Here is a 23,371-nt window from a genome sequence, read left to right as displayed (position 1 = left end):
TTTTAATATTCTGGCTGAACAGCAAATTTCTTAAGCAATCACTTTTTTGATTTATTCTTTTAGCTAGTCTGATTTCGGTCCAAAAATTGCCTAGATGTTATTCCCTACCTCCAAAACGCCTGCAGCTCCAAGGCCTTTTAATAGGTCCTTATCAACTTAGCAAGCCAATCGGTCGGTACTTTTCCGTTTAGGGCAGGCGCCATTATTGATCGATTTGCTGCAGTTGAAAAATCGCTTCTTTGGCCGGAATGGAAGAGATTGCTCCTTTTCCAGTCGTAGTAAGAGCGCCACTAGCGTTTGCAAAGCTTAGGATTTCTTGGTGATGAAGTTCAAGAACTTCTTCCAGATTTCCTTGCCGAACGTCTTTTTCTAACAACTGATACAGCAAGCCTCCGATAAATGCATCCCCAGCCCCTGTTGTATCCTGTACGCCTACGCGATACCCGGTTGATTCGTATTTTTTACCTCTTACATATAATTCGGCACCTTGAGCTCCTTTTGTATAAATTACTGCTTTAACAGCACCAGTAAATAACGAAGAAACTGCTTTTTCTTTGTCAGTAATCCCGGTAATAAACTCAAGCTCTTCATCAGAAATTTTCACAATATGAACCATTGGAACAAACTCTAAAATCGTTTTTCGGCATTCTTCAGGATCAGTCCAAAGCGGAAGGCGGACATTTGGGTCAAAGCTGATGATTCCGCCTTTTGCTTTTACGGAAGTAATGGCTTTCATATGTGCATGCTTCATAGGACTTTCCACTAAATCGACTGAACAGAAGTGGAGGAGATCGCCGTTTGCAAACCAGCTATCGTTAATTTCAGTCTCATGAAGCAGCAAATCTGCAGAAGGATTGCGGTAGAAAGAGAAATCACGTTCACCATTTTCAAGCAAAGATACAAAAGCAAGGCCTGTGTTGGCTTCATTCGTTCTCGTAATTTTATCTATTTTCACGCCGGCTTGCTGCAATTGTTCTAAAAGAAAGTCCCCAAATGAATCCATTCCGAGCTTAGTAATTATCGATGCATTGCCGCCATTTCTGGCAACTGATACAGCAACATTCGCTGGAGCGCCTCCTGGAGCACGCTCGAATTCCATTACATCTTTTAGTGCGATTCCTTTTTGAAGGGGGATAAAATCAATTAATACTTCACCGATTGCATATAAATTTCTCATACCTTACCTCTCGCTTTCATACATAACTCCATTTTTTTGCTTGAAAAGTGGTGCTTCCAGATAATGCAAAGAAACGAATTTCATTTCTGTTTTCACGAGGGAAGATCCGGCTCGTGAATACTTCTTCACCATCATTGATGAAAATCTCAACAGAAGAGGTATCTACAAATAAATGAAACTTAATTTTTTTGGTATTCACAAAGCATTTTCGGATTGTTCCATAAGCTTCTCCAACGGTCTCACCTGAAGAAGAACGGTCTAGAATGACTTTTTTCTCTACAGTATCATATTTAATGACCGTTTTTTCATCATCACCGGCCCTGAATTCAATACCAAATTCAACGGCATCGTTGTTTTCAAATTCACATACCATTTCATAGGATACTCCTTTGAATTCTTCATACATGTTCTTGGTGTTCTTCAAAACACCTTTTACTTCAGTTTCCTGCCTGCGTAGCGCTTGAAGTTCCTGCACTGGCCGCTGAATCAGTTTGCCGTTTCGAACAGATAATTCTCTTGGCAGTGTTAAACAATGCGCCCAGCCATTTTTGTCTGTGGGTAGGTCGATTTCAGGCAAACCCATCCATCCGACAAGGATACGCCTTCCGTCAGGATTAACCATTGTTTGCGGCGCATAAAAATCAAAGCCTCTATCAAGCTCCTGAAAAGAGCCATGTGATAGTGAGTGGGTTATTGTATCTAGCTTGCTGCCAATAACATAACCGGATTGATAAATATTGTGGTAAAGGTCTCCCTTGGGCTCCAAACCTTGTGGAGAAAACATCAGTACACCATAGTTTTGCAGTTCAAAATAATCTGGACATTCCCACATATATCCAAAAGTTCCAAGGTCAGTTTGTAACTCTCCTTCAAAGGTCCAGTTTACTAGATTGGAGGAACGATAAAGGACGACACATCCTGTTTTGTCTTTCCGCTGTGCACCGATTACTGCATAAAAGGTATCATTTTCTCTCCAAACTTTCGGGTCGCGGAAATGATTAGTATATCCTTCTGGTACGTCCCGAATGAATGGATGGGTCAATTTTTCAATTTGTCCCGTTTTCTCCATGATGGCGATACATTGATAGGGATGTCTTTGCCAATTCTCATCACGGGTGTTGCCGGTATAAAATAAATATAGTTTTCCTTCATATTCAATAGCACTTCCCGAATAGGCTCCATGGCTGTCATAATAATCATCCGGTGCTATCCCGATGCCGGCATTTTCCCAAGAAACAAGATCTTTTGATTTTGTATGATACCAATACTTCAACCCATGTACAGGACCAAGTGGAAACCATTGGTAGAATAAATGGTACTCTCCATGATAAAAAGAGAAGCCATTTGGGTCATTAAGTAGGCCGGATAAAGGCTGTATATGAAAGGTTTGTCGCCATGTGCATTCATTTACTCTTGTTTGCAAATTTTGTAGCTCTACCTGATTAACATCTTCAACGCGTCGATAACGCTGTTCTTTTGTCCATCCCATGTGATCAGACTCCTTTAAAAAATCAGAGGGCTGTTCCTTGTTTCGAACAGCCCTTTTCATATTAATAAATTAGGCTGCTTCTTTTCGAGAAAGTGCAGCAACTTTTTTATCTGTCCGTTTTGCTAAACTGAATGTTGCGATAAAGGCAACAGCAAATGAAATAGCCATACCAATTATATAAAAGATAATTGTATCTGTTTTGATGGAAATAATCCCTGGTAAACCTGCAGCGCCAAGTGCAATCGCCTTTACTTTGAAGAAGGTGACGAAAGCAGAAGCCACTCCTGAACCTATAATTGCTCCAATAAATGGATACTTCAGTTTTAAGTTAACACCGAACATTGCAGGTTCTGAAATCCCTAAAAGAGCCGAAATACCCGCTGCAGATGCCGTACCTTTTGTTTTTTTATCTTTCGTAATGAAAGTAACTGCAAGGGTTGCTGCACCTTGAGCAATATTGGACATTGCTGCAATTGCGAAAATAAAAGAGCCCCCAGTTTTTGAAATATCAGAAAGTAATTGTGTTTCTACAGCAATAAAGCTATGATGCATACCTGTGATAACGATTGGTGCGTAAAGAAGTCCAAATATAGCTCCTCCGATAAAACCAGTTCCATCATATAAGAAAATGAGACCGTCTGTTAATAAGTTCCCTGTAGCACGAGTAATCGGTCCTACTACTGTGAACGTTAAGATACCTGTAATAAAAATTGTCAATAATGGTGTTAGAATATTGTCTAGTGCGGAAGGAATGACTTTTCGCAAATACGTTTCTATTTTTGCTAAAATAAAGGAAGCAACAAGTACCGGCAACACAGTGCCTTGATATCCGATTTTTTCAATTTCAAATCCGAGAATATTCCAGACCTGAATCTCACCGCTTACTAAGGCTCCTCCGTATCCCCAACCATTCAATAAGTCAGGGTGAACCATTAGCATTCCAAGTGTAGCACCCAGATAAGGATTTCCGCCAAACCGCTGTGTGGCAGAGAAACCGATTAAGATTGGAAGGAATACAAATGCTGCGTTGGCAAATGTATTAATTAGAGCTGCTAAATCTGCGAATCCCGGGTTAGCTTCGACAATGGATTGCCCTGCGATAAATAAGTCAGGTGCTGTGAGCAAGTTGTTAATTCCCATCAATAGACCGCCGGCAACAATTGCAGGAATAATAGGAACAAAAATATCAGAAAGCATTTTTACAAAGCGCTGAAGCGGATTCATTTTCTTCGAACCAGCATCTTTTACATCTTTCGTCGACATTTCAGTAAGTCCAGTTAGCTTTGAAAACTCTTTGTATACTTCATTAACAGTTCCCGCACCGATAATAATCTGGTATTGTCCTCCAGTTGAATATGTTCCCTTTACTGCATCCATCTCATCTAGTTTTGCTTGATCGACTTTATCTTCATCATGTAAAGCTAAGCGGAGCCGAGTCGCACAGTGTGCTGCAGCTGCCACATTTTCTTTCCCGCCGATTGCCCCCAATATTTCCTGGGATACTTCTTTATAATTCATAATGATCCTCCTTTTAAACGTTTATAAACGCTGGCTTGGAACCGGTTCCGTTTGAATCCAAAAAAATATATGAATATATCAAGCAACGGAACCGGTTCCAGCGTAAACCAAAAAAATATAATATCAACAAGTTGATTCACAGAAACCGGTTACATTTTAGAGAGAAATATTTGGTAACCGATTTCATTTTGATTATAATCGGTGTAGTAAACGATTGTCAACGCTTTCTCTTTCAATAATTTTATATTTTGATAGAGATAATTTTGGTAATTCTTCCCCGTTAACAAGCTTTACGATATTTTTAGCTGCCATTTGTCCTGCTTCTTTGTAGTAAAATTTCGCTGTAGTTATGCCTGGGTGTATCATCTCTGTTACTTCATAACCTCCAAATCCAGTGATCGACAAGTCTTCTGGAACTTTTAAACCTCTTAAATAAGCTGCTTTCAAAGCACCAATCGCTATATTATCAGTTGCACATACGATAATAGAGGGAGTGAATTCCTCAATAATAGAGGGGACATTGATTAATGCATCTGTTATGCTGAAGCTTGTTTCATAATACCTTACTTCACAGTCTGATTTTTCATCTATCGCCCGCTGAAATCCTTTTTTTCGCATGACTCCTACAGCAATATCTTTTCCTGTTACGCCCAAATAAGCAATCTTACGGTGACCTTTTTCCAGCACATGTTTTCCAAGATCATATGCTGCTTCATAATCATTGTGTATGATGCTGTGAATAATTTCATGCTGCTGACCAACCAGTAAAACGGGCAAGTGCAGCTCTTTGAAGGCCTCTAAATGGGCGTCTGTAACTTGGGAAGGAAGCAAAATCATTCCCGCAACCTTTTGCTTAGCCAGTGTGTAAATATTTTCAATTTCCCGATCTAAATCCTGACCGGTATTTGAGATCAGCATTTGATAATTTAGTTCTCTTAATTGTTCATCAATACCAATTAACGTATGAGAAGAAGCATACGAATCAAGTCTCGGTACGATGGTACCGATTATATTAGTTTTCTTTGCTTTTAAACTTTGAGCGAAGGCATTAGGAGCATAGCTGGTTTCATTTATCACACGTTCGATTTTATTTTTCGTTGCCTCACTAACAGAACCATTATTTAGATAACGTGAAACTGTACTCTTAGCAACTCCGGCAAGCTTCGCGATATCAGTAATTGTAACCAAAGCATTCATCTCCGTCTTTATATGGATTTATTTATTATACACCAATATGTTTAGTAAATTAAGAGGTGAATATAGTTGATTATTTAAACAGGAAATTTTACAACGTTATCATTGCAAATTTAAATGTAAACGCATTCACCTTCAAGTAGGAGGTGTAAAATATGGAAACTAGTAATAAATAGAACTAACCATTAAGAGAGAAAAAACCCTTTCTTTTCTATTTAGCTCTCTTCCTAAATGGGTATAGCACTCCATCAACCCAATTACGAAACATTTCGTATACTTCCTGATTCGTTTTAACATTACCAAGGAATACACCCATAAGTTCATTATAATATTATTCTTTATCACTAAATAACGCTTGAAACTCCTTATCATCTGCGAAATCATTAAAAAACAAGTCCATTGAACTGTCTTTTCTTCCCCAAGCAATTGCTTCTTAACAGGATCATAAAGCATGTCCACAATTAAGAATGTTAGTAAAGATGAAAGGGTAAGAAATATTCCTATCGCACGTTTCATCTTTTTCACCTCCTAAAACCGTTAAACTGTATACAATTTAACGTAAAAACGAAATCCTTGTTGAACTCCCTATACATACAAAAGAAAAGGAGCTGCCAGAGCAACTCCTGGTAAGGCATCTGTTAACTCACTATATCATTTATACAAAATATCATCTTTTAGTGAAGCAACTTTAGTCAAAGCTGTATCTATGTCAGCTTCATTCACTCCAAAGTGAGCAAGTGCATCATCAAGATGTTTGACAATGGCATTAAAATGGGCAGGTTGCAGATTCAATCCTTGGTGCGCCTTTGCCATGGATTGTCCAGAATATTGTTTTGGGCCGCCTAATGCAAAACTAATAAATTTTGTCTGATGACTTCGTTGCTTTTCCATATCCGTGTTTTCAAAAAAATGATTAACTGTCTCATCTTTAAGGACCAATTCGGAGTAAAAATAGTCCACAACTTTTGCTATCGCTTCTTCTCCGCCGACTTTTTCATAAAGTGTTTGTTCCATATCCACACTCCTAATTTGTAATTAATAGAAGTATTCTTTGTAGAAAATTTGATTTTATTCCTTATCTTTCAATAATATCTCCTTTTGCTCTAGCACCCTTGCAACTAACCTGTCCCCTTATATTCCGAAAGTGAAGTAAAGAACCGGTTAGTTCATTAGAAAATGATCATTATCCATTTAACCCTCATTATTTCAACTTGTTGCCACTAAGTTGCTGAAAATGCATAATTGATATAGGTAATTTCATTTTTATGTTCAAGCTGTTATTTTCATTTTCAAATTGTAATGTGACAAAATTGTAATCTTACTTCCTGTTACATCTATGGTGGGAAAAGGGATGAATTTTATAGTATGTAACATGAGGAGGAGATTTACGTTGAAAAAAGTATTACAAACTAAAAACTTATCTAAATCCTATGGAAAGTCACAGGTTTTAAAAAATATTGACCTGACCATAACTTGGGGTGAATTTACAGCTATTATGGGGCCTTCCGGTTCTGGAAAAACAACACTGATGAATGTGTTATCGACAATTGATAAATTTTCTGGCGGGGAAGTCTGGCTTGAAGAGCAGGCCTTGTTGGATTTGAACAAAAAAGCATTGCGCACATTTCGCCAAGAACGAATGGGGTTCATCTTTCAAGATTACAACTTACTTGATACTTTAATGATTAAGGAGAACATTCTTCTGCCCCTTTCATTAAGGAAATTTTCTTCGGATGAGATGGAAAGACGGCTGAGACCAGTCATTCAGGCATTGAATATTGAAGAAATTCAGGATAAATACCCTACAGAAGTTTCTGGCGGCTAGAAACAACGGGCCTCATCTGCACGCGCCATTATTACAAACCCTGCGATAGTTTTTGATCTCCTATTCATGAACTGAATGCTAAATGTTTACATGTTCCTTAATATCATTATGCTAATTATTCCAAACTCCTGTCATTGTACAATACATCACTCCAGAATATGGCCCAACTAAAGAAACTTTAGACGCCTCTCCCGAAATCGCCCTTTAGGTATTCCTTTCCTACGCAAAGAACAGTAGATAATAATTTTAAGATAAAAAAGTTACCAGCTTGGCCAAAAAATAAGTATAAGAATGTAATAGATTGGATAAACTAATAAAAAAAGGAGTGGAAGATTATGGAGACTAAACTTAAAGAAGGAACGAAAGAAATGTGGAGCGAAATTAATGCATGTATAACTCGGAAAATCAATGAAAAACATGATTTATCTTTTCAAAAGAAGAGCAATGATAATTATATGAATCTATACATTCAAACAGCCGTCTTACACACGTTATTTGAACTATCAGATGAGTTCAGGAAAATCGAAAGAAAATATAACGGATAGTGATGCTTCCGGAAAGGTCATGCACTAAATTTAACTTAATGGTGGATTAGGATAAAGCTCTTTAAAGGAGCTCTTTAATCCTAATCCACCTTTTCTTTCCAGATTATTATTTACATCATTACCGCTGCCGGCAATTTGATCAGCATAATTACTGTACCATTTGTTTCCCTTCCCTAAAGATCCCTCTTTCTATTCCAACTAGAATCCATGAACCAAATAGAAACCCGACCAGTTTTTAAGGTTGGGGTTTTTCCTGTGTTTTAAGTTTTAGTATAATGCGAATGATCTTAATGGTACGCTAGGTTAAATACTATAATTTGTTGTTTTATCAATCTAAAATCTTGTATATTTAATTGAGTATATTTTATAACTTACTGATGTTTGAAACGAATGATCAGTACAGCTCGGAATAGCTAAAATCATGGAAAATAAATATTTTTTGAAAGTGAGCTGAAAGCTGATGTTGTGGTCACCACTATTCGAAAATGATGTACCTGCAGTTTTTCTTCCTTAACGGCAGAAAACTTGCATCTCCGTTAGGGACTGGAATGTTTAGTTAAAACGGAGGGTACAAAAATGAAAAACACTATATTAGGATCTTTATATTTATCCCTCGCTTCCAGCATTTGGGGCGGGATGTATGTTGTGGTAAAAGTTGTGGTAGACGTTGTTCCGCCGCTTGAATTAGTATTATTTCGATATGTAATTGCGATTTTAGCATTGCTGACAATTGGTTTAATAACAAAACAATCTTGGCGGATTGACAGACGGGACTGGCTTTTGGTTTTCATTATAGGACTTGTTGGGAACACCATTTCCATCGTAACCCAGGAAGTTGGTACACTACTTTCTTCTGCGCAAATGGGAGCCATCATCACTTCAGCAACACCTGCGTTCATGGTGATATTTGCACGCATCATTTTAAAAGAAAAGATCACTTTTAAAAAATCAATTTCTGTTATTTTAGCGACAATCGGTGTCGGTATCATTGTCGGAAATGCCCATATTGGCTCATCTCACCAACTTGGGGGCGTATCACTGCTTATTGCTGCGTTAACTTGGGCCCTTATGTCTGTTCTAATCAAACGTGTACCAGGACAATATTCACAAATTGTTATAACGACCTATGCCGTGCTTGTGGCAATTGTCCTTTTAACACCTTTTACGATTAGTCGATTGGATGAGCTTGATTTTCAAGCCATCATGCATCCATCCATATGGGGCGGCCTTCTATACTTGGGCGTTATTTCAACAGCATGTGCCTTTTTACTGTGGAATCGCGGACTGCAAATGCTGACAGCTTCAAGTGGCGGACTATTTTTCTTTTTACAGCCTATAGTCGGTACTTTTTTAGGTTGGTTAATACTAGGTGAACAAATCGGCTTGTCCTTTTGGATCGGTACAATCTTAATTTTTATCGGTGTGCTATTAGTCATTCGGGAAGAATGACCCACATTAAGTTTATTAGAATTATATATTAAAAAATGTACCTTATAGAGCAGTCACTCTGAAACAGGCTGCCTATAGGGTACTTTTTTAGGTTTAAAAAAGGGGGCTTGCAGAAAAGTTGTTTTTTTGTTTATAATTTCTCCTTCTTATCCCCCTTTAATAAGGCGGAATCCAATAACCCATCGCATTAGAGGGAATAGCATTATACTTGCTTGTTTGTCTAATGTAATCCAAACTTCCTTCCTCAAGGCAAAAAGATACTTTCTTTTGTTTATTTCAACCCATTATATCGAAAATCCCCTAAAATACATTCATTACGTAATTATTATCATAATTTCATGTACATTTCGAAAGAATTTTTGTTATCATTAATTCATAATCTTGGAAATGAATGCTGAATTTTATAACAAAGGAGGAATCGTTTTTGAAAAATCCATATACGGAATTAACGATTGGAATGATGAGAACGGGGATATTAGGATTCGGCGGCGGGCCATCTGTCATCCCGCTCATCCGCCACGAAGCAGTTTCCCGTTATCACTGGCTTGACGATGATGAATTCGGGGACACATTGGCGATTGCCAATACACTCCCAGGACCGATTGCCACGAAGATGGCAGCATATCTTGGTTATAAATTAAAAGGCTGGCCGGGAGCCATCGTAAGTGTGGCCGCTCACGTGTTACCTTCATGCATTGCAATGGTTTTCTTGATTGCGTTCATTAATGTTCTAAGTAATTCGGCAATGATCAGTAATATGATTGCTGCTGTCATGCCGGTTGTCGCTGTCATGCTTGGTCAAATGGCTTATGAGTTTGGCGAAAAGGCGGTAAAAGGGTTAGGAAAGGTGCTCGGAATCACCTTTTTTGCGATTTCCTTTTTGCTTCTGCAGGTCATTTCCCTGCATCCGGGTATCGTCATTATGATGTTTCTTTTATATGGAGCGTTTCATTATAAATTAAAGGATAGATTGAAAAATAAAAAGACTGATAGGAAGGAGGAATCCGCCTAATGGGTATTATTATCCCAATAGGAGTTACTGTTTTTCTAGCGTTTTTCATTGCCAATATTCTTGGTTACGGCGGAGGTCCAGCTTCGATTCCGCTTATGTATGATCAAATCGTCACCCGTTATGGCTGGCTAGATAATACCGAGTTCTCACAAATGCTCGCGTTAGGAAATTCACTCCCTGGACCCATCGCCACGAAAATAGCCGCATATGTCGGATATGATGTATATGGCTGGCCAGGATTTCTAGCTGCATTGGCAGGCACGATCATCCCTTCAGCCGTGGCTTTGATATATCTATTAAAAATCCTGCGAAAATACAAGCAATCGCCTATCGTAAAAGGCATGTCACTACTTGTACAGCCCGTGATCGCGATCATGATGTTATTGCTCACCTGGAATATGGCCGCGGACGCGGTCGGGTCCATCGGCTACATCCATTCAATCTTTATCGCTGGATTGGCCTTCTTGGCTTTAGGTAAATTCAAGATTCACCCTGCATTCGTAATCATTCTTGCCTTTGCGTATGGCGGCTTTATCATCCCGCTCACATAAATAAAAAACTCCGCCTGTATAGGGGGAGTTTTTTATTAAAGCTTCATGCCCATCCGGCTTTTATAACGTTTAATGAGAATTTGGCAATCAACGCTGACAACACCGACGACCGCATACAGTTTCTCATTAAGAAAGCGTTCCATCTCTTGATTATCAGTAAAGATTCCGTGCATATGGAGTTTACTCGGACCGGTCATATGATATAAACTCGTAACAGCCGGTTCACTTTCTAATTGCTGCGCGACCGATTCCAGATATTTTGGCTCAACCTCCACGTTAAAGAATGCCGAAACATGGATGCCGACCTTAGCTGGATTTATGACCGCAGTGAACCTCTCGATCACACCGTTTTCAACTAGATGATTAATCCTCATCTGAACCGCAACTCTGGAAAGCTCCACTTTCTTCGCTAAGTCGGTATATGAAATTCGTGCATCCTCATGTAAAACCGATATGATTTTCTTATCGATCTCATCAACTTTCAAGCTGGGAATCTTAAAGTCCTCCGCCATCTTACGTAACTCCTTTTCAATTTCTTTATTCCATTATCGCAGAGAACACCATCGGATCACAACAATCTTCCTTTTCACTTCTCATAACGCAAGTAATTTTTTCGTATCCCTTTTCAATGAACTCCCTCCTACTTGCCAAGAAATGTCCATCGTTTATGTAATTTTCAAACTTAAGGTAAATCAATTCAACCAGCTGGGTGCAGCCACCAAAAAGATCGATAGACTTAGAACCGGACAAATTGACAACATCGCCTACACCTCCTTGATATCCTAATAGTCTGCAGTCCCCCTCCTTTTCTAAGATTGAAAGGCGGGGGTTTTACAGACCGTATACTGCAGGATAAAAGTTTATGAATACCCAAGGGACACTTCCTCAACCCTTTGATTGAAAGGTCTTTGCGATATTTTTGTATTCCTCTTCATTGAGAATGCCCATTTTTTTGAATAATGCGGAATATGCCATTATTTTTTTCTGCGTACGGTTTGTACAATTCATATGGATCAGCTCCTTTTTTACATAGTATTCATTCACGACAAAATGTTTCCTTAATACAAAACATTTTTATAAACTAAATAAAGAAACGGTCCATTTCACGTTAGAGGTGTACTTAAAATAAGTTCTATATGAATAATTAGTAACAACTTCGAAAAGTGTTATGTCTAATGGTTTCGCGTGGAAACTTATGTTTTTCCACGGTTGCCGCATAGCAATCCTACGTATATGTTTATGGGGAGGAGTGGCTAAATACTACCTGATTCCCCCCTACACAGGACTTAAAAAAAATGACAATTTTGGCCCATTAAACGGATGGTCTCTCTTGCAACAAGTCATCATTCGGATTATCGTTGTTTAATAGATGCGAAGAAATTGAAAAAATCTGCATACTTTCTTCATACTTTTTCGCTAAACTGACTTTATTCAATAAGAAGGTGAATAATCCTGAAAATCTCCTTTAAACTCGGACTATCTATATTTATTTGCATTTTTTTGATGGAAACCGTCTCCATGATTTACTTGCATAATAAAGTGATCCATTCCCGTATCATTCAAGAATTGGAATCACTGAAGGCCCGTGGCAATAGTCATCGTGATGTGTTGGAAATCACGTATTCCGACTCTACCCTTAAGCATATCGGCTTGATGGAATACCATACCGATACAGATGTCGTGATTACTAATACAAAAGGAGATATTCTGATATCTTCCGCACAGGTAAATGGGGGAATGAACAAAATCTTGGCAAAAAACATCTCCCAAGTACCTCGAAAAGGTATGGTCCTCCAATCAAGTTGGAAGGATGAAAGATATATAGCCACCGTTACGCCATTTATCAGTGATAAAGAAAAAAAAGGCTATGTTTATATGTTCAAAGATACTAGAGATGTTGAGGATTTAATCGCACAACTTAATAGGCATTTCCTTTTTGCGACTGCATTGCTCCTTTTATTCATGCTTATCACCATCTATTTTCTATCAAAGGCTTTGACTAGACCGCTTATTTCGATGAAGGAAGCGACAACCAAACTCAGCAAAGGGAATTTTTCAGTGGCTGTGCCGGTACGATCTCATGATGAACTCGGGGAGCTTGCCCAATCCATTCAAAGGTTGGCTAATGAATTGAACTATTTAAAGAAGGAACGCAATGAATTTTTGGCAAGTATCTCCCATGAACTGCGCACGCCGCTAACTTATATCAAGGGATATGCTGATATAACCCGCCGGAAAGATTTGGATGCATCCGAACGAACAAGATACTTAGAGATCATCCATGATGAATCCGAACGATTAAACAGATTATTGGACGAACTATTCAATATGGCTAGAATGGATGTAAATACATTCACCATATCAAAAGAAATCGTCCAGCTCTCTTCATTCCTGCAAAACATTCATGAAAAAGTGTTACCGGCTTTTGCAAATGAAAGAATTCAATTGGATCTGGAATGCAAGGATGATTTATTTATAGCTATAGATCCCTCACGGTTTGAGCAAGTCATTCTTAACCTGTTGGATAATGCGCTGAAGTACTCGAACGAATATACAGTCACCACCATCAAAGCCACTGAATGCAATGGCTGGATTTCCATCTCCATAATCGATCAAGGGGTTGGCATTCCACCTGAAGATGTCCCCCATATCTTTGATCGTTTATATCGTGTCGAGAAATCACGCGCCAGAGATACCGGCGGTTTCGGATTGGGGCTCTCCATCGTCAAGCAATTAGTGGAGATACAAGGTGGAACCATTTCGGTTAAAAGTAACTTGGAGCAAGGAACGTGCTTCACTATCACATTTAAGGAGATAACAAATGAAGACAGTAGTTCTGGTTGATGATGAACAGAGAATGCTTGATCTATTAGAGCTATACATTAAACCTCACGGATATACATGCCTGAAGATGAAATCTGGACATGAAGCCATACAATTCTTAGCGCATGAACATGCTGACATAGTACTTCTTGATGTAATGATGCCTGAGATGGATGGGTGGGAAACGTGCGAAAGGATCCGTGCGTTTTCCAGCATTCCCATAATCATGCTCACAGCCCGGGATGCTGCACAAGATATGGTGAAAGGGTTGAAAAAGGGTGCAGATGATTATATTACGAAACCCTTTCATGAAGATGTTTTACTTGCCAGAATAGAAGCAGTGACGCGGCGGGTGCATAATCAGGATGATTCTTTGACCTTTAGGGGGCTAAAATTAAATGAATCCGCTTATGAAGCACATTATGATATCAAAACAATTCCATTTACACCGAAAGAGTTCTCACTGCTGTGCTTGTTTTTAAAATCCCCAGATCAAGTGTATTCCAGAGACCACCTGCTTTCGACCATATGGGGATTTAAAACGGATACCGAAGATCGGACAATCGATTCCCATATTCGAAATATTAGAGAGAAATTGCGTCATGCCGGTTTTCCAGCAGATCAACATTTGAAAACGGTCTGGGGCATCGGGTATAAATGGAGTACTGTGGTTTGATATGAATTTCATTTCAGAGACATTACTATCCAGCGGCCCTTTCTCCATTGCTGTAAGTTTAGTATTCAATATATTGATCAGCGTGCTTGGTTTTATTCCAAGTGTATTTATCACGGCCGCCAATATCAGCGTATTTGGATTTGAAAAGGGATTGATCCTTTCTTACATGGGAGAAATTGCCGGTGCAGTGGTCAGCTTTTGGTTATATCGTAAGGGCTTTCAAACACTCAAACCCAAGTTCATGAAGAACCGGTGGGTCAAGAAGCTGCAAAAGTCACAAGGGTTTCATTCATTTTGGATGATCCTGATGCTTAGGCTCCTTCCCTTTATACCATCCGGCGCAATCAACCTTACAGCAGCATTAAGCAAGACGGGAATGATGATTTTCTTCCTCGCGACATCCATCGGAAAACTGCCTGCCCTCCTTGTCGAGGCATATTCGGTAACACAGGTATTAAAGGCATCGGACGATATAAGGATTGTTTTGATACTGTTGATTCTCGTAATCTCAGTCGTTTATCATTTTAATAGAAATAAGAAAAAAGAAAGGGAGTAAAGAGCTTCACTATTTTTTTGGTAAATTGAAACGATTCATTTACCATTTTACAAACTCCTTATTTTTTTCAAGAATCGTTAACCCTTTATCTCCAAGGGTTAACGACCAGATCCAGAAGGCGACGAGTTAGCTGTTTACTATATCCCTGTGCTGCGAATGGTATCCAGCCTTTTTTCTGCGCCGCCTTTTCATCAAAATGGCAAAAGAAAGACATCACGATGTATGGGTCGAAATGCTTTCCTTTTTGTTCGTTTATGAAAGATAATGCCCGCTCCACTGACCAGGAGTCTTTATACGGCCTTCTGCTGGTCAATGCATCAAACACATCCACAATGGCTACGATTCAAGCTTCCAATGGGATTTCCTCCCCTTTCAAACGGTGGGGATATCCCGTTCCATCCCATTTTTCATGATGATGGGGGATGATGGTTTCAGCCACTTCCAGGCTGCTGATCACATCATTGTTTATTTCCCTTGAAATCTTATTCAAAAAATCGGATCCCATTAACGGATGCATCTCGATGATTTTTCGTTCATATGGGGATAACGGGCCAGATTTTTATAAAATCCCCTCAGGAATCTCCGCTTTCCTGATATCATGCACAACACTTGAATGGACGATATGATTCATATAGCTTTTAGATAGTTCCAGCTGGCATCTTCGATTATGAACGATAACAAGCTGCTTGGTCAGGTTTTGAACTCTCAATAAATGCGCTTCAATTTGAACCCAATGATGCTGTTCCTGGAATACCCTGCCAATTCGCATGACAGCCTTGATTTCCCTTTCAAAATCTATACCTCCAATAATCTGCTGGATTTCCAACTCTGTCTCTTAGTCACTATTCTCATTGTCACGGCTCACTCCGTTCATGATTTGGAAGATAGGTTAAATGAACTGCACCCGGATGATAAGGTATATAATACCATACAAGTTTTATATACAATAGTTACTAAGCATCGTTTTGTGAGTAAGAGATGGATTAGTTTCTGACTGTAACAGGATCAGCCTTCGCATTCCTTTAAACATATTGCATGACGAAGGGTAAATGGGTTCATTTCTGCGAATGTTACACTTATATAATGAGATAATGCCTATACTATCTTCCTGTTTTCTGGAAAAAAGAATGAATTTATTGTGTTTTAATGGGAAATTCCTTTATAATGCGCATTAGATGATTTTTTAGCATTGAATTCGAGAGGAGACTGAAATATGAAGAAACTATTGTACCCAATCATCATTGGATTATTGGCAGTTGTTCTAACGGCTTGTGGTTCGAACGATGAAGCTGATAAGAAAAATGACGAGAAAGAGACTAAAACAACTGAGAAAGAAACGGCTAAAGCAACTGAGGAACAGCAAAAACAGATGGAAGAAATGCAAAAGAAACTAGACAAGCAAAAGGTTGATGAAAAGAAAACGGTAGCCATCGTCAATGACGAAAAAATTTCAGGTGCGGAATATAATACCGTGTTATCCACCACACAAATGCAGATGCAGCAATTCGGACAAGACCCAACATCCAAGGAGGGCGCCAAACAAATTAAAGAGCAAACGCTCAACTCTTTAGTGGGGCAAAAATTGCTGCTTCAAGCAGCTGATAAAAAGGGCTACACAGCCTCCAAGGCTGAAATTGAAAAGCAACTTGCCGAAATCAAGAAGCAATATGAGAGTGAAGAGAAATTCAAGGCGGCATTGAAACAAGCAGGTCTGAATTCGGAAATGCTGAATGCCCAGATCGCAGAGAACATCCCATATACGAAGTACGTTGAAAAAGAGATTAAAGTAGAAGAAGCAACTGATGAAGAAATCCAAAAGTATTACGACCAGGTTGCGGAGCAAGCTAAAACAAGCGGACAGAAGGTACAGAAACTCGAAGAAATGAAGCCGCAAATCAAGGAACAACTAGAGCAGCAAAAGAAACAAGAAAAGCTTGTGAAGCATGTCGAAGAACTTCAGAAAAATGCTAAGGTCGATATTAAGATTTAATGATGAAAAGAGCTGCCTAATTTGGCAGCTCTTTCTTTATGGTCTTTGGTCCGCCTGCTAACATCCACGCCTTTTCAATTATTTATTCACCAGTTCTAGAGAAACGAGCAATTCTTTCACCTATTTCATCTCGAACACGTTGGAAGGTTGCCCATTTCTCTTCATTTGTTCCTTCCGCTTTTGCCGGGTCATCAAAGCCCCAATGTTCACGTTTAACATGCGATGGTGTCATAGGACATTTGTCAGCCGCATCGCCACATAATGTAACGACAAAATCAGCATTATTCAATATATCTGGGTCAATGATATCCGATGTTTGATTGGAGATGTCCAATCCAACTTCATTCATTGCTTTCACTGCTTTGGGATTTAACCCATGGGCCTCGATTCCTGCACTAAACACTTGCCATTCGTCACCTAAATATTTCTTCCCCCATGCTTCTGCCATTTGGCTTCTGCAAGAATTGCCAGTACATAAAAAGTATAGCGTTTTCTTAGCCATGCGGTTTCTCTCCTTTGTTTGTAAAGTAAGGTTTAATGAATAATTTGCAGCCATATATATAAGCCGGCCAATGTGATGAACAATGTTGGGATGGTTAAGATGATTCCCGTTTTAAAGTAAGTTCCCCATGAGATTTTCACGCCTTTTAATGAAAGAACATGCAGCCACAATAACGTAGCCAAAGAACCAATCGGTGTAATTTTCGGGCCCAAGTCCGAACCGATGACATTTGCATAAATCAAGGCTTCTCTTATTGCTCCAGTTGTATGGGTGTCGGAAATGGCAAGAGCGTCTATCATGACCGTCGGCATGTTATTCATAAGCGATGAAAGAATGGCTGCGATGAATCCCATCCCGACAGTAGCAGCGAATAATCCTTGATCAGCTGTTACTTGTATAAGGTCAGCTAAAATGTTCGTCAATCCAACGTTTCTCAATCCATACACCACGACATACATTCCAATGGAGAAAAACACAATCGCCCATGGTGCGCCCTTTACAACGGTCTTGGTATTTACAGCTGGACTTCGTCTTGCCATAAACAAGAAGAATATGGCGATGACACCTGCAATGATGGATACAGGAATGTTCAAAAATTCACTGATAAAGTAGCCTACCAACAGAATGCCTAAAACAATCCCAGACAGGCGAAACATTTTCACATCCCGTATGGCATCGACTGGCTTCTTCAATTGAGCCATATCATAATTCTTCGGAATGCTCTTTCTGAAGTACAAATATAATACCAGGATGCTTGCTGCTAATGAAAATAGGTTGGGAACGATCATTCTAGATGCGAACTCAATAAATCCGATATCAAAAAAGTCAGCAGAAACAATGTTGACCAGATTACTTACCACAAGCGGTAAGGATGTAGTGTCTGCAATAAACCCACTCGCGATGATAAATGGGAAGATCATTCTCTCTTCTAACTTCAAGTTTCGAACCATCGCCAATACAATCGGAGTTAAAATGAGAGCGGCTCCGTCATTTGCAAAGAACGCAGCGACTAGAGCACCGAGAATGCTCACATACACAAACATCCTTACTCCATTTCCCTTAGCCGCTCTAGCCATATGCAGGGCTGCCCATTCAAAGAAACCAATTTCATCTAAAATCAAAGAAATTATGATAATAGCAATGAACGCCAACGTCGCGTTCCATACAATACCTGTAACAGTAATTACATCGTTGAAGTCAACAACCCCAAATAGTAAGGCAAGTACCGCCCCCCCGCATGCTGACCAGCCGATTGACAATCCCTTGGGTTGCCAGATGACGAATGTCAACGTCAGCAAAAAGATGATACTAGCTAATATAACTGTACCCACTGATGTTCTCCTCCTCGTTAGTCACAACAAATCCGTTTTCCTTGTGCTGTTAATTCTTCTAATTTAAAGTTTTGACTCGGCAAGTCCTTGATGACCGTTTGAATAAATGAGTAATAAGAGGATGATTGGTTTAAAGAGTAGAATATCCATTGTCCCCTTCTCGCTTCATTCACAATTCCGCTATCTTTCAACTTTCGTAAATGTTGGCTTATAGCCGGCTGGCTCATCTCGAATAGATCCACAAATTCACAGACACAGCATTCATGCTCAGACATGATCTTAATCATGGTCAAACGGGTTTTATCGCCTAATAATTTAAGAATGTTTGCCGTGGTTTCTATATCCAACGCGCCATTCATTGCCTTTCATCCCTCCTGGCCCAAATCAAATAAGTATATGCTTATGTGATTATTCAACATTATTGTATAAGCATATTCTTATTTAATCAACCATTAAATATTCAACCATATAATTTCCTTACTTTAATATTCAGCACTTCAAAGAAATTATAAAAGACCAGCCTTGTTTCAGACTGGTCCTTCTATTTCATTCACAACAGGAATTATTTTTCATTTCCAATCTTGCTAGAACGGGGCTGCCACAGCAAGAACGATCGTTTGTTTCAGTTGCAGGAATATCAGAATCGCAGGAATTAGATGCAAGATTCACACTGCAAACTCCTGTTTCAGGCAGTTCCAAGTGTACTTCTTTTGCCCCCTCTACATCCCCTGTGAGATAAGCCACCACGGAACAAATGTAGGTGCCCTTCCGTAAATCTTTAATGAGACAAAAACAAGAAAACTGCCGAGTGACCGGCAGTTTTCAGCTTTATAAATATTTACGGTGAATGCCTTTTCCATCATAGGAAAACAGGACTTCTTTTCCTTCTATGACTGATTCCATATGCACGGAGCGGCCCCAAAGCTGATGGATATATGGCATGACTTTTTCGAGATATTTCAGATCCAGCTCAATATCTTCATACCAATGTTTTAGATAAAGTTCCCCATTACGCATGAAGTCCCCATCGTTAACTGTGATATAAGGGAAACCTCCGTTAACCCTCATGCTCACGAGTTGATCACGAACATGTTCCCATGCCTTATCGACGATTTTATAATCCTTGCCCTGCTTTTGGAATAGGTACATATCCTCCCGCATGACCAGGTCCTTCGTCAAATAATTGCGGAGAAAGGAAATATCCGATTCGATTTCCCTGACCTCGAACATCTTTTCCCGGCCAGATCCTGGCTTGACGCCGAGCCTGATCATTTCTTCGGTCGGATTATCATAGCGTTCTTCAATATCTTCAAGCACTTTCAATCCAAGATAATAAGGATTGATGCTGGTCCGTGAAGGCTGCACGACACCTGCGTTCAGTTTCGCGAATTCAATGGCTTCCCCTGAGGTTAGATCCAATTCACGGATAATGCGCTGATGCCAGTAGGATGCCCAGCCTTCGTTCATGATTTTCGTTTCCAGCTGCGGCCAGAAATACAGCATCTCTTCCCTGATCATCGTCATGATATCCCGCTGCCAATCGGTTAAATCCCTGCTGTACTGTTCTATGAAAAGCATAATATCCTTTTCTGGCCTTGGCGGGAATTTTTTTCTTTTTTTAATGTTGGATTTCTGCGGTTTATCCTTATTATCAAGATTCCATAAATCATCGTATTGTGTGGCTGTCGGTTTTATTTCCTCTTCTTCTTCCTCATCTTCCATCGTCCAGGCAAGCTTCGGTCTCATCAGCGACGGATCGATATGTTCTTCAATGGCTAAAAGTGCATCCAGGAAGGTTTCCACTTCCTTTTTGCCATGCAGGATTTCATATTCACGGATTCTTTCTGCCGTTGCCGACATACTTTCTACCATATCCCTCTTGGTATTATTGAAACGTATATTATTCTTAAAGAAGTCACAATGCGCCAAAACGTGGGCAACAATCAATTTATTTTGTACAAGTGAATTGGAGTCCAGCAGAAAAGCGTAACAAGGATCAGAGTTAATGACCAGTTCATAGATTTTACTTAATCCAAAGTCGTACTGCAGCTTCATTTTATGAAATTGCTTTCCAAAGCTCCAATGAGAAAAACGGGTCGGCATCCCGTAGGCACCAAATGTATAAATGATTTCTGAAGGGCAAATTTCATAGCGCATCGGGTAAAAATCCAACCCGAACCCCGTTGCTATTTCTGTAATTTCACTAATGGCATATTCCAGAGCCTTTTGCTCCGCTTCATTCATCCGATATCCCCCTTGTCTTCCGCCTTTAAACTAATGTATGAAAAAAAGGAGGAAAAATGCCGTGATCATGAGTAAAGGTCCTCGATAACAGAAAAAAAACTCCTCCGTGAAGAAGATGTCAGGCCAAATGTTTCATGCAGTTCTGCACTCAATCCCTTAGATATTAAAATTTTGCTAATTCCGGATTCACAGCCTCTTTTTTCATTTTTGAACGGATCCAGGAAATGATGAGCGCTGCAATGATGACAAAACCTAAGTATCCTGTGATTGGGTATACCGTCCCAACCAATTTAATAAAGCCAACGAAACTTGCAAGGAAGGCGAGAATCCCGACTATAATCACGGATAATTTAAATCGTTTCGTTTCCGCAGACACCAGCCTGGCGGTGAATGCATACAGCATCCCGACAGCTGTATTATAAATCATTCCTAAAAGGATGATTGATAGGATATATCCCAACCATGGAGAAATCTGATTCGCTAAATGAAGGGTAGGCATACCAGAGCCTTCTATGCCCTTCAAGTCGGACATCATCCCCAAATTGATCAAAAATAACAGGATCCCCAATCCGATACCCCCCAGGATTCCTCCCATTCCAGCCTGTTTCTTATTCTTGAAGGTCCCGCCCATTACGGCCAGCATGGCAATTCCGGCAGTCATATTATATGAAACATAAAGTAATGAACCCATCAACCAATTTCCGGTAGCAGCCGTTCCTTTACTTGAAGATGAAATGATTTGATTGAAACTTAGATTGGATGTGAAAAATGAATAACCTGAAATAATGATCATGATAACGAATAAAAACGGTGTGACGGCACTAATGATGGACATTATTTTATTAACATTAAGTAAAAGCGTACCAATCGTGAGCACCGTCATGACGATTGCACCGACCATGCTTGGAATCCCGAATTGCTCCTCAAAAATCGTTCCGGAGCCGGCAATCATGATGACTGTAACGCCAAACAAGAAAAACGTGATGATAATATCGACCACCCTGCCTATAAAGCGGCCGCAAATATGATCGATGATTCTTTTATGGGAACGTGTCTGGAGAGTGCTCCCCAACTGGGTAACTTGCATGCCCAAAAACGCGAATAAAACTGTCGCCACCACAATACCCAATACACTGTAGATTCCAAAACTCGTGAAGAACTGTAACACTTCTTGTCCTGAAGCAAAACCTGCTCCAATGATGATTCCAATATATGCTCCCGCAAGATTTATACTGTTTTTCATATCAAATACCACCTTAATTATATGATTATTCTGACAATTTAAGTTATGAGAATATCTTTCCTTTCTTCATCATCCTTCCGGCTTCAAGGGCAATTGCCCTTGAAGCCGGAAGGTCCTTTAATTCCAACTCTTATTTATTTGTATATCTTTTACTATAGGAAGTGAATTCATCGACCGCTGTGTAATCGACTTCATAGCCAATGCCTGCCGCTTTTGGAACGGTTATGACCCCATCATTCACTGTAACCTCTGGTTGGATGATGTCTTTATGCCAATAATTCGCGGATGCTGCCGTATCACCAGGCATCGTGAAGTTATCAAGTGTTGTCAATGCGATATTATGGGCACGCCCCACACCAGATTCCAACATGCCACCGCACCAAACCGGTACATTCCTTTCTTTACATAATTCATGTATTTTCATTGCTTCCGTTAAACCGCCAACCCTGCCAATCTTAATATTAATGATTTTACAGCTTCCCAATTCAAGGGCTTTTCTAGCATCTTCGACGGAATGTATACTTTCATCCAAGCAAATCGGTGTTTTGATTTCCGCTTGTAATGTGGCATGATCGACAATATCATCCGATGACAAAGGCTGCTCGATCATCATTAAATCAAATTGATCAAGTTGTTTGAGTAATTCAATGTCTTTCAGCCGGTAAGCGGAGTTTGCATCTGCCATGATCGGGATATCGGGATATCGATTGCGCACTTCCTTGATTACGTCTACATCCCAACCTGGTTGAATTTTCATTTTGATTCTTTTATATCCATCCTTCAATCCAGCTTCTATCTTTGCCAGTAATTCAGGTACCGTTTTTTGGATGCCGATACTGATCCCAACATCGATTTTTTCCAGCTCCCCGCCTAAAGCCATACTTAAAGGGATATTCTTTTCTTTTGCGTATAAATCCCAGATGGCTCCCTCGATAGCCGATTTTGCCATATTATTTTTACGGATATGCGAGAACATATTCGATACATCACGAGGATGCTCTATTTCTTTATCCAATATAAGCGGAATCAGGAAATCCTCCAGCATGGTCCAATTGGTTTTTATCGTTTCTTCGTTATACCAAGGTGCTGAAAATGCCACAGATTCAGCCCAGCCTGAAAGTCCCTCTCCATTTTTCACTTCCACAAGAATGAACTCCTTATCCAAAAACGTTCCAAAGCTTGTTGTAAAGGGAGCTACCAAATCCATATTTAAATGACGTAAACGCACTTCCGTTATTTTCATTCC

General features: G+C 39.6%; 23 protein-coding genes and 1 pseudogene. 9 read left to right on the top strand and 15 right to left on the bottom strand.

Features of this window, described 5'->3' with window-relative positions:
• Window positions 1–202: 202 nt before the first annotated feature.
• From NYE65_RS17435 to NYE65_RS17415, 5 genes are all read right to left on the bottom strand, one after another.
• A complete protein-coding gene (locus tag NYE65_RS17435) occupies window positions 203–1,177 on the bottom strand; it encodes a carbohydrate kinase family protein (protein WP_328176160.1) in 975 nt (324 codons plus the stop codon).
• 16 nt (window positions 1,178–1,193) lie between these two features.
• Window positions 1,194–2,666 carry a sucrose-6-phosphate hydrolase gene (locus tag NYE65_RS17430; RefSeq protein WP_034314995.1) on the bottom strand — a complete coding sequence of 491 codons (1,473 nt, stop codon included), beginning with the start codon at window positions 2,664–2,666 and terminating at the stop codon, window positions 1,194–1,196.
• A 69-nt stretch (window positions 2,667–2,735) separates the two neighbouring features.
• Window positions 2,736–4,184: a sucrose-specific PTS transporter subunit IIBC gene (locus NYE65_RS17425; protein ID WP_340861344.1), complete on the bottom strand. Its 1,449-nt coding sequence runs from the start codon at window positions 4,182–4,184 to the stop codon at window positions 2,736–2,738.
• A gap of 192 nt (window positions 4,185–4,376) precedes the next feature.
• Complete coding sequence (locus NYE65_RS17420; RefSeq protein WP_340861343.1) at window positions 4,377–5,372, bottom strand: LacI family DNA-binding transcriptional regulator; 996 nt, start codon at window positions 5,370–5,372, stop codon at window positions 4,377–4,379.
• A gap of 657 nt (window positions 5,373–6,029) precedes the next feature.
• Entirely contained in the window at window positions 6,030–6,392 is a 363-nt protein-coding gene (locus NYE65_RS17415; RefSeq protein ID WP_253511130.1) for a group I truncated hemoglobin, read from the bottom strand.
• 376 nt (window positions 6,393–6,768) lie between these two features.
• Here NYE65_RS17415 and NYE65_RS17410 point away from each other — a divergent pair, with 376 nt between their 5' ends.
• From NYE65_RS17410 to NYE65_RS17390, 5 genes are all read left to right on the top strand, one after another.
• Window positions 6,769–7,203, top strand: a complete 435-nt coding sequence (locus NYE65_RS17410; protein ID WP_340861342.1) for an ABC transporter ATP-binding protein — start codon at window positions 6,769–6,771, stop codon at window positions 7,201–7,203.
• 335 nt (window positions 7,204–7,538) lie between these two features.
• The gene (locus tag NYE65_RS17405) at window positions 7,539–7,748 is read left to right on the top strand and encodes a hypothetical protein (protein ID WP_096340199.1); all 210 of its coding nucleotides are present in this window, start codon (window positions 7,539–7,541) and stop codon (window positions 7,746–7,748) included.
• A 576-nt stretch (window positions 7,749–8,324) separates the two neighbouring features.
• Entirely contained in the window at window positions 8,325–9,197 is an 873-nt protein-coding gene (locus NYE65_RS17400; protein ID WP_340861341.1) for a DMT family transporter, read from the top strand.
• A gap of 424 nt (window positions 9,198–9,621) precedes the next feature.
• Entirely contained in the window at window positions 9,622–10,209 is a 588-nt protein-coding gene (locus NYE65_RS17395; RefSeq protein ID WP_034315014.1) for a chromate transporter, read from the top strand.
• Window positions 10,209–10,760: a chromate transporter gene (locus NYE65_RS17390; protein WP_249596930.1), complete on the top strand. Its 552-nt coding sequence runs from the start codon at window positions 10,209–10,211 to the stop codon at window positions 10,758–10,760. The genes NYE65_RS17395 and NYE65_RS17390 overlap by 1 nt, the downstream gene beginning before the upstream one ends.
• A 35-nt stretch (window positions 10,761–10,795) precedes the next feature.
• Here the strand turns inward: NYE65_RS17390 and NYE65_RS17385 are convergent, their stop codons facing one another.
• Window positions 10,796–11,272 carry an Lrp/AsnC family transcriptional regulator gene (locus tag NYE65_RS17385; RefSeq protein ID WP_034315019.1) on the bottom strand — a complete coding sequence of 159 codons (477 nt, stop codon included), beginning with the start codon at window positions 11,270–11,272 and terminating at the stop codon, window positions 10,796–10,798.
• Between the two features lie 1,006 nt (window positions 11,273–12,278).
• Here NYE65_RS17385 and NYE65_RS17380 point away from each other — a divergent pair.
• Genes NYE65_RS17380 through NYE65_RS17370 form a run of 3 tightly spaced genes read left to right on the top strand, consistent with a single transcriptional unit; the run spans window position 12,279 to window position 14,815 of the window.
• Window positions 12,279–13,604, top strand: coding sequence for a HAMP domain-containing sensor histidine kinase (locus NYE65_RS17380; protein ID WP_340861340.1), 1,326 nt, complete (start codon window positions 12,279–12,281; stop codon window positions 13,602–13,604).
• Window positions 13,582–14,259, top strand: coding sequence for a response regulator transcription factor (locus NYE65_RS17375; RefSeq protein ID WP_328176165.1), 678 nt, complete (start codon window positions 13,582–13,584; stop codon window positions 14,257–14,259). The genes NYE65_RS17380 and NYE65_RS17375 overlap by 23 nt, the downstream gene beginning before the upstream one ends.
• 1 nt (window position 14,260) lies before the next feature.
• A complete protein-coding gene (locus tag NYE65_RS17370; protein WP_340861339.1) occupies window positions 14,261–14,815 on the top strand; it encodes a TVP38/TMEM64 family protein in 555 nt (184 codons plus the stop codon).
• Window positions 14,816–14,900: 85 nt separating this feature from the next.
• Here NYE65_RS17370 and NYE65_RS17365 read toward each other — a convergent pair whose 3' ends face one another.
• The 3 genes and pseudogenes from NYE65_RS17365 to NYE65_RS17355 all read right to left on the bottom strand — a co-directional run bounded on the left by NYE65_RS17365 (window position 14,901) and on the right by NYE65_RS17355 (window position 15,641).
• The gene (locus tag NYE65_RS17365; protein WP_340861338.1) at window positions 14,901–15,128 is read right to left on the bottom strand and encodes a hypothetical protein; all 228 of its coding nucleotides are present in this window, start codon (window positions 15,126–15,128) and stop codon (window positions 14,901–14,903) included.
• Between the two features lie 30 nt (window positions 15,129–15,158).
• Window positions 15,159–15,359: pseudogene (locus NYE65_RS17360) on the bottom strand (HD-GYP domain-containing protein); the annotation flags it as partial.
• Between the two features lie 15 nt (window positions 15,360–15,374).
• Window positions 15,375–15,641 carry a hypothetical protein gene (locus NYE65_RS17355; RefSeq protein WP_340861337.1) on the bottom strand — a complete coding sequence of 89 codons (267 nt, stop codon included), beginning with the start codon at window positions 15,639–15,641 and terminating at the stop codon, window positions 15,375–15,377.
• A 387-nt stretch (window positions 15,642–16,028) separates the two neighbouring features.
• Here NYE65_RS17355 and NYE65_RS17350 point away from each other — a divergent pair, with 387 nt between their 5' ends.
• The gene (locus NYE65_RS17350; protein WP_063577215.1) at window positions 16,029–16,805 is read left to right on the top strand and encodes a SurA N-terminal domain-containing protein; all 777 of its coding nucleotides are present in this window, start codon (window positions 16,029–16,031) and stop codon (window positions 16,803–16,805) included.
• Between the two features lie 82 nt (window positions 16,806–16,887).
• Here the strand turns inward: NYE65_RS17350 and arsC are convergent, their stop codons facing one another.
• The 6 genes from arsC to menC form a co-directional block, all read right to left on the bottom strand.
• Window positions 16,888–17,307 carry an arsenate reductase (thioredoxin) gene (arsC, locus tag NYE65_RS17345; RefSeq protein WP_340861336.1) on the bottom strand — a complete coding sequence of 140 codons (420 nt, stop codon included), beginning with the start codon at window positions 17,305–17,307 and terminating at the stop codon, window positions 16,888–16,890.
• Between the two features lie 32 nt (window positions 17,308–17,339).
• On the bottom strand, window positions 17,340–18,638 hold the full coding sequence (locus tag NYE65_RS17340) for an arsenic transporter (protein ID WP_095678232.1): 1,299 nt from the start codon (window positions 18,636–18,638) through the stop codon (window positions 17,340–17,342).
• A 17-nt stretch (window positions 18,639–18,655) separates the two neighbouring features.
• Window positions 18,656–18,997 (bottom strand): ArsR/SmtB family transcription factor, encoded by a 342-nt coding sequence (locus NYE65_RS17335; protein WP_057275669.1) that lies wholly within the window; start codon window positions 18,995–18,997, stop codon window positions 18,656–18,658.
• Between the two features lie 469 nt (window positions 18,998–19,466).
• Window positions 19,467–20,882, bottom strand: a complete 1,416-nt coding sequence (locus NYE65_RS17325; protein WP_340861335.1) for a SpoVR family protein — start codon at window positions 20,880–20,882, stop codon at window positions 19,467–19,469.
• 163 nt (window positions 20,883–21,045) lie between these two features.
• Window positions 21,046–22,125, bottom strand: coding sequence for a YkvI family membrane protein (locus tag NYE65_RS17320; protein WP_340861334.1), 1,080 nt, complete (start codon window positions 22,123–22,125; stop codon window positions 21,046–21,048).
• A gap of 130 nt (window positions 22,126–22,255) precedes the next feature.
• Window positions 22,256–23,368: an o-succinylbenzoate synthase gene (gene menC / locus NYE65_RS17315; protein WP_340861333.1), complete on the bottom strand. Its 1,113-nt coding sequence runs from the start codon at window positions 23,366–23,368 to the stop codon at window positions 22,256–22,258.
• Window positions 23,369–23,371 lie beyond the last annotated feature (3 nt).

Origin of the sequence: Peribacillus sp. FSL R5-0717 (genome assembly GCF_038002945.1) — a bacterium.
Classification (GTDB): Bacteria; Bacillota; Bacilli; order Bacillales; family DSM-1321; genus Peribacillus; species Peribacillus frigoritolerans.
This window is presented reverse-complemented; position numbering and strand designations above follow the sequence as displayed.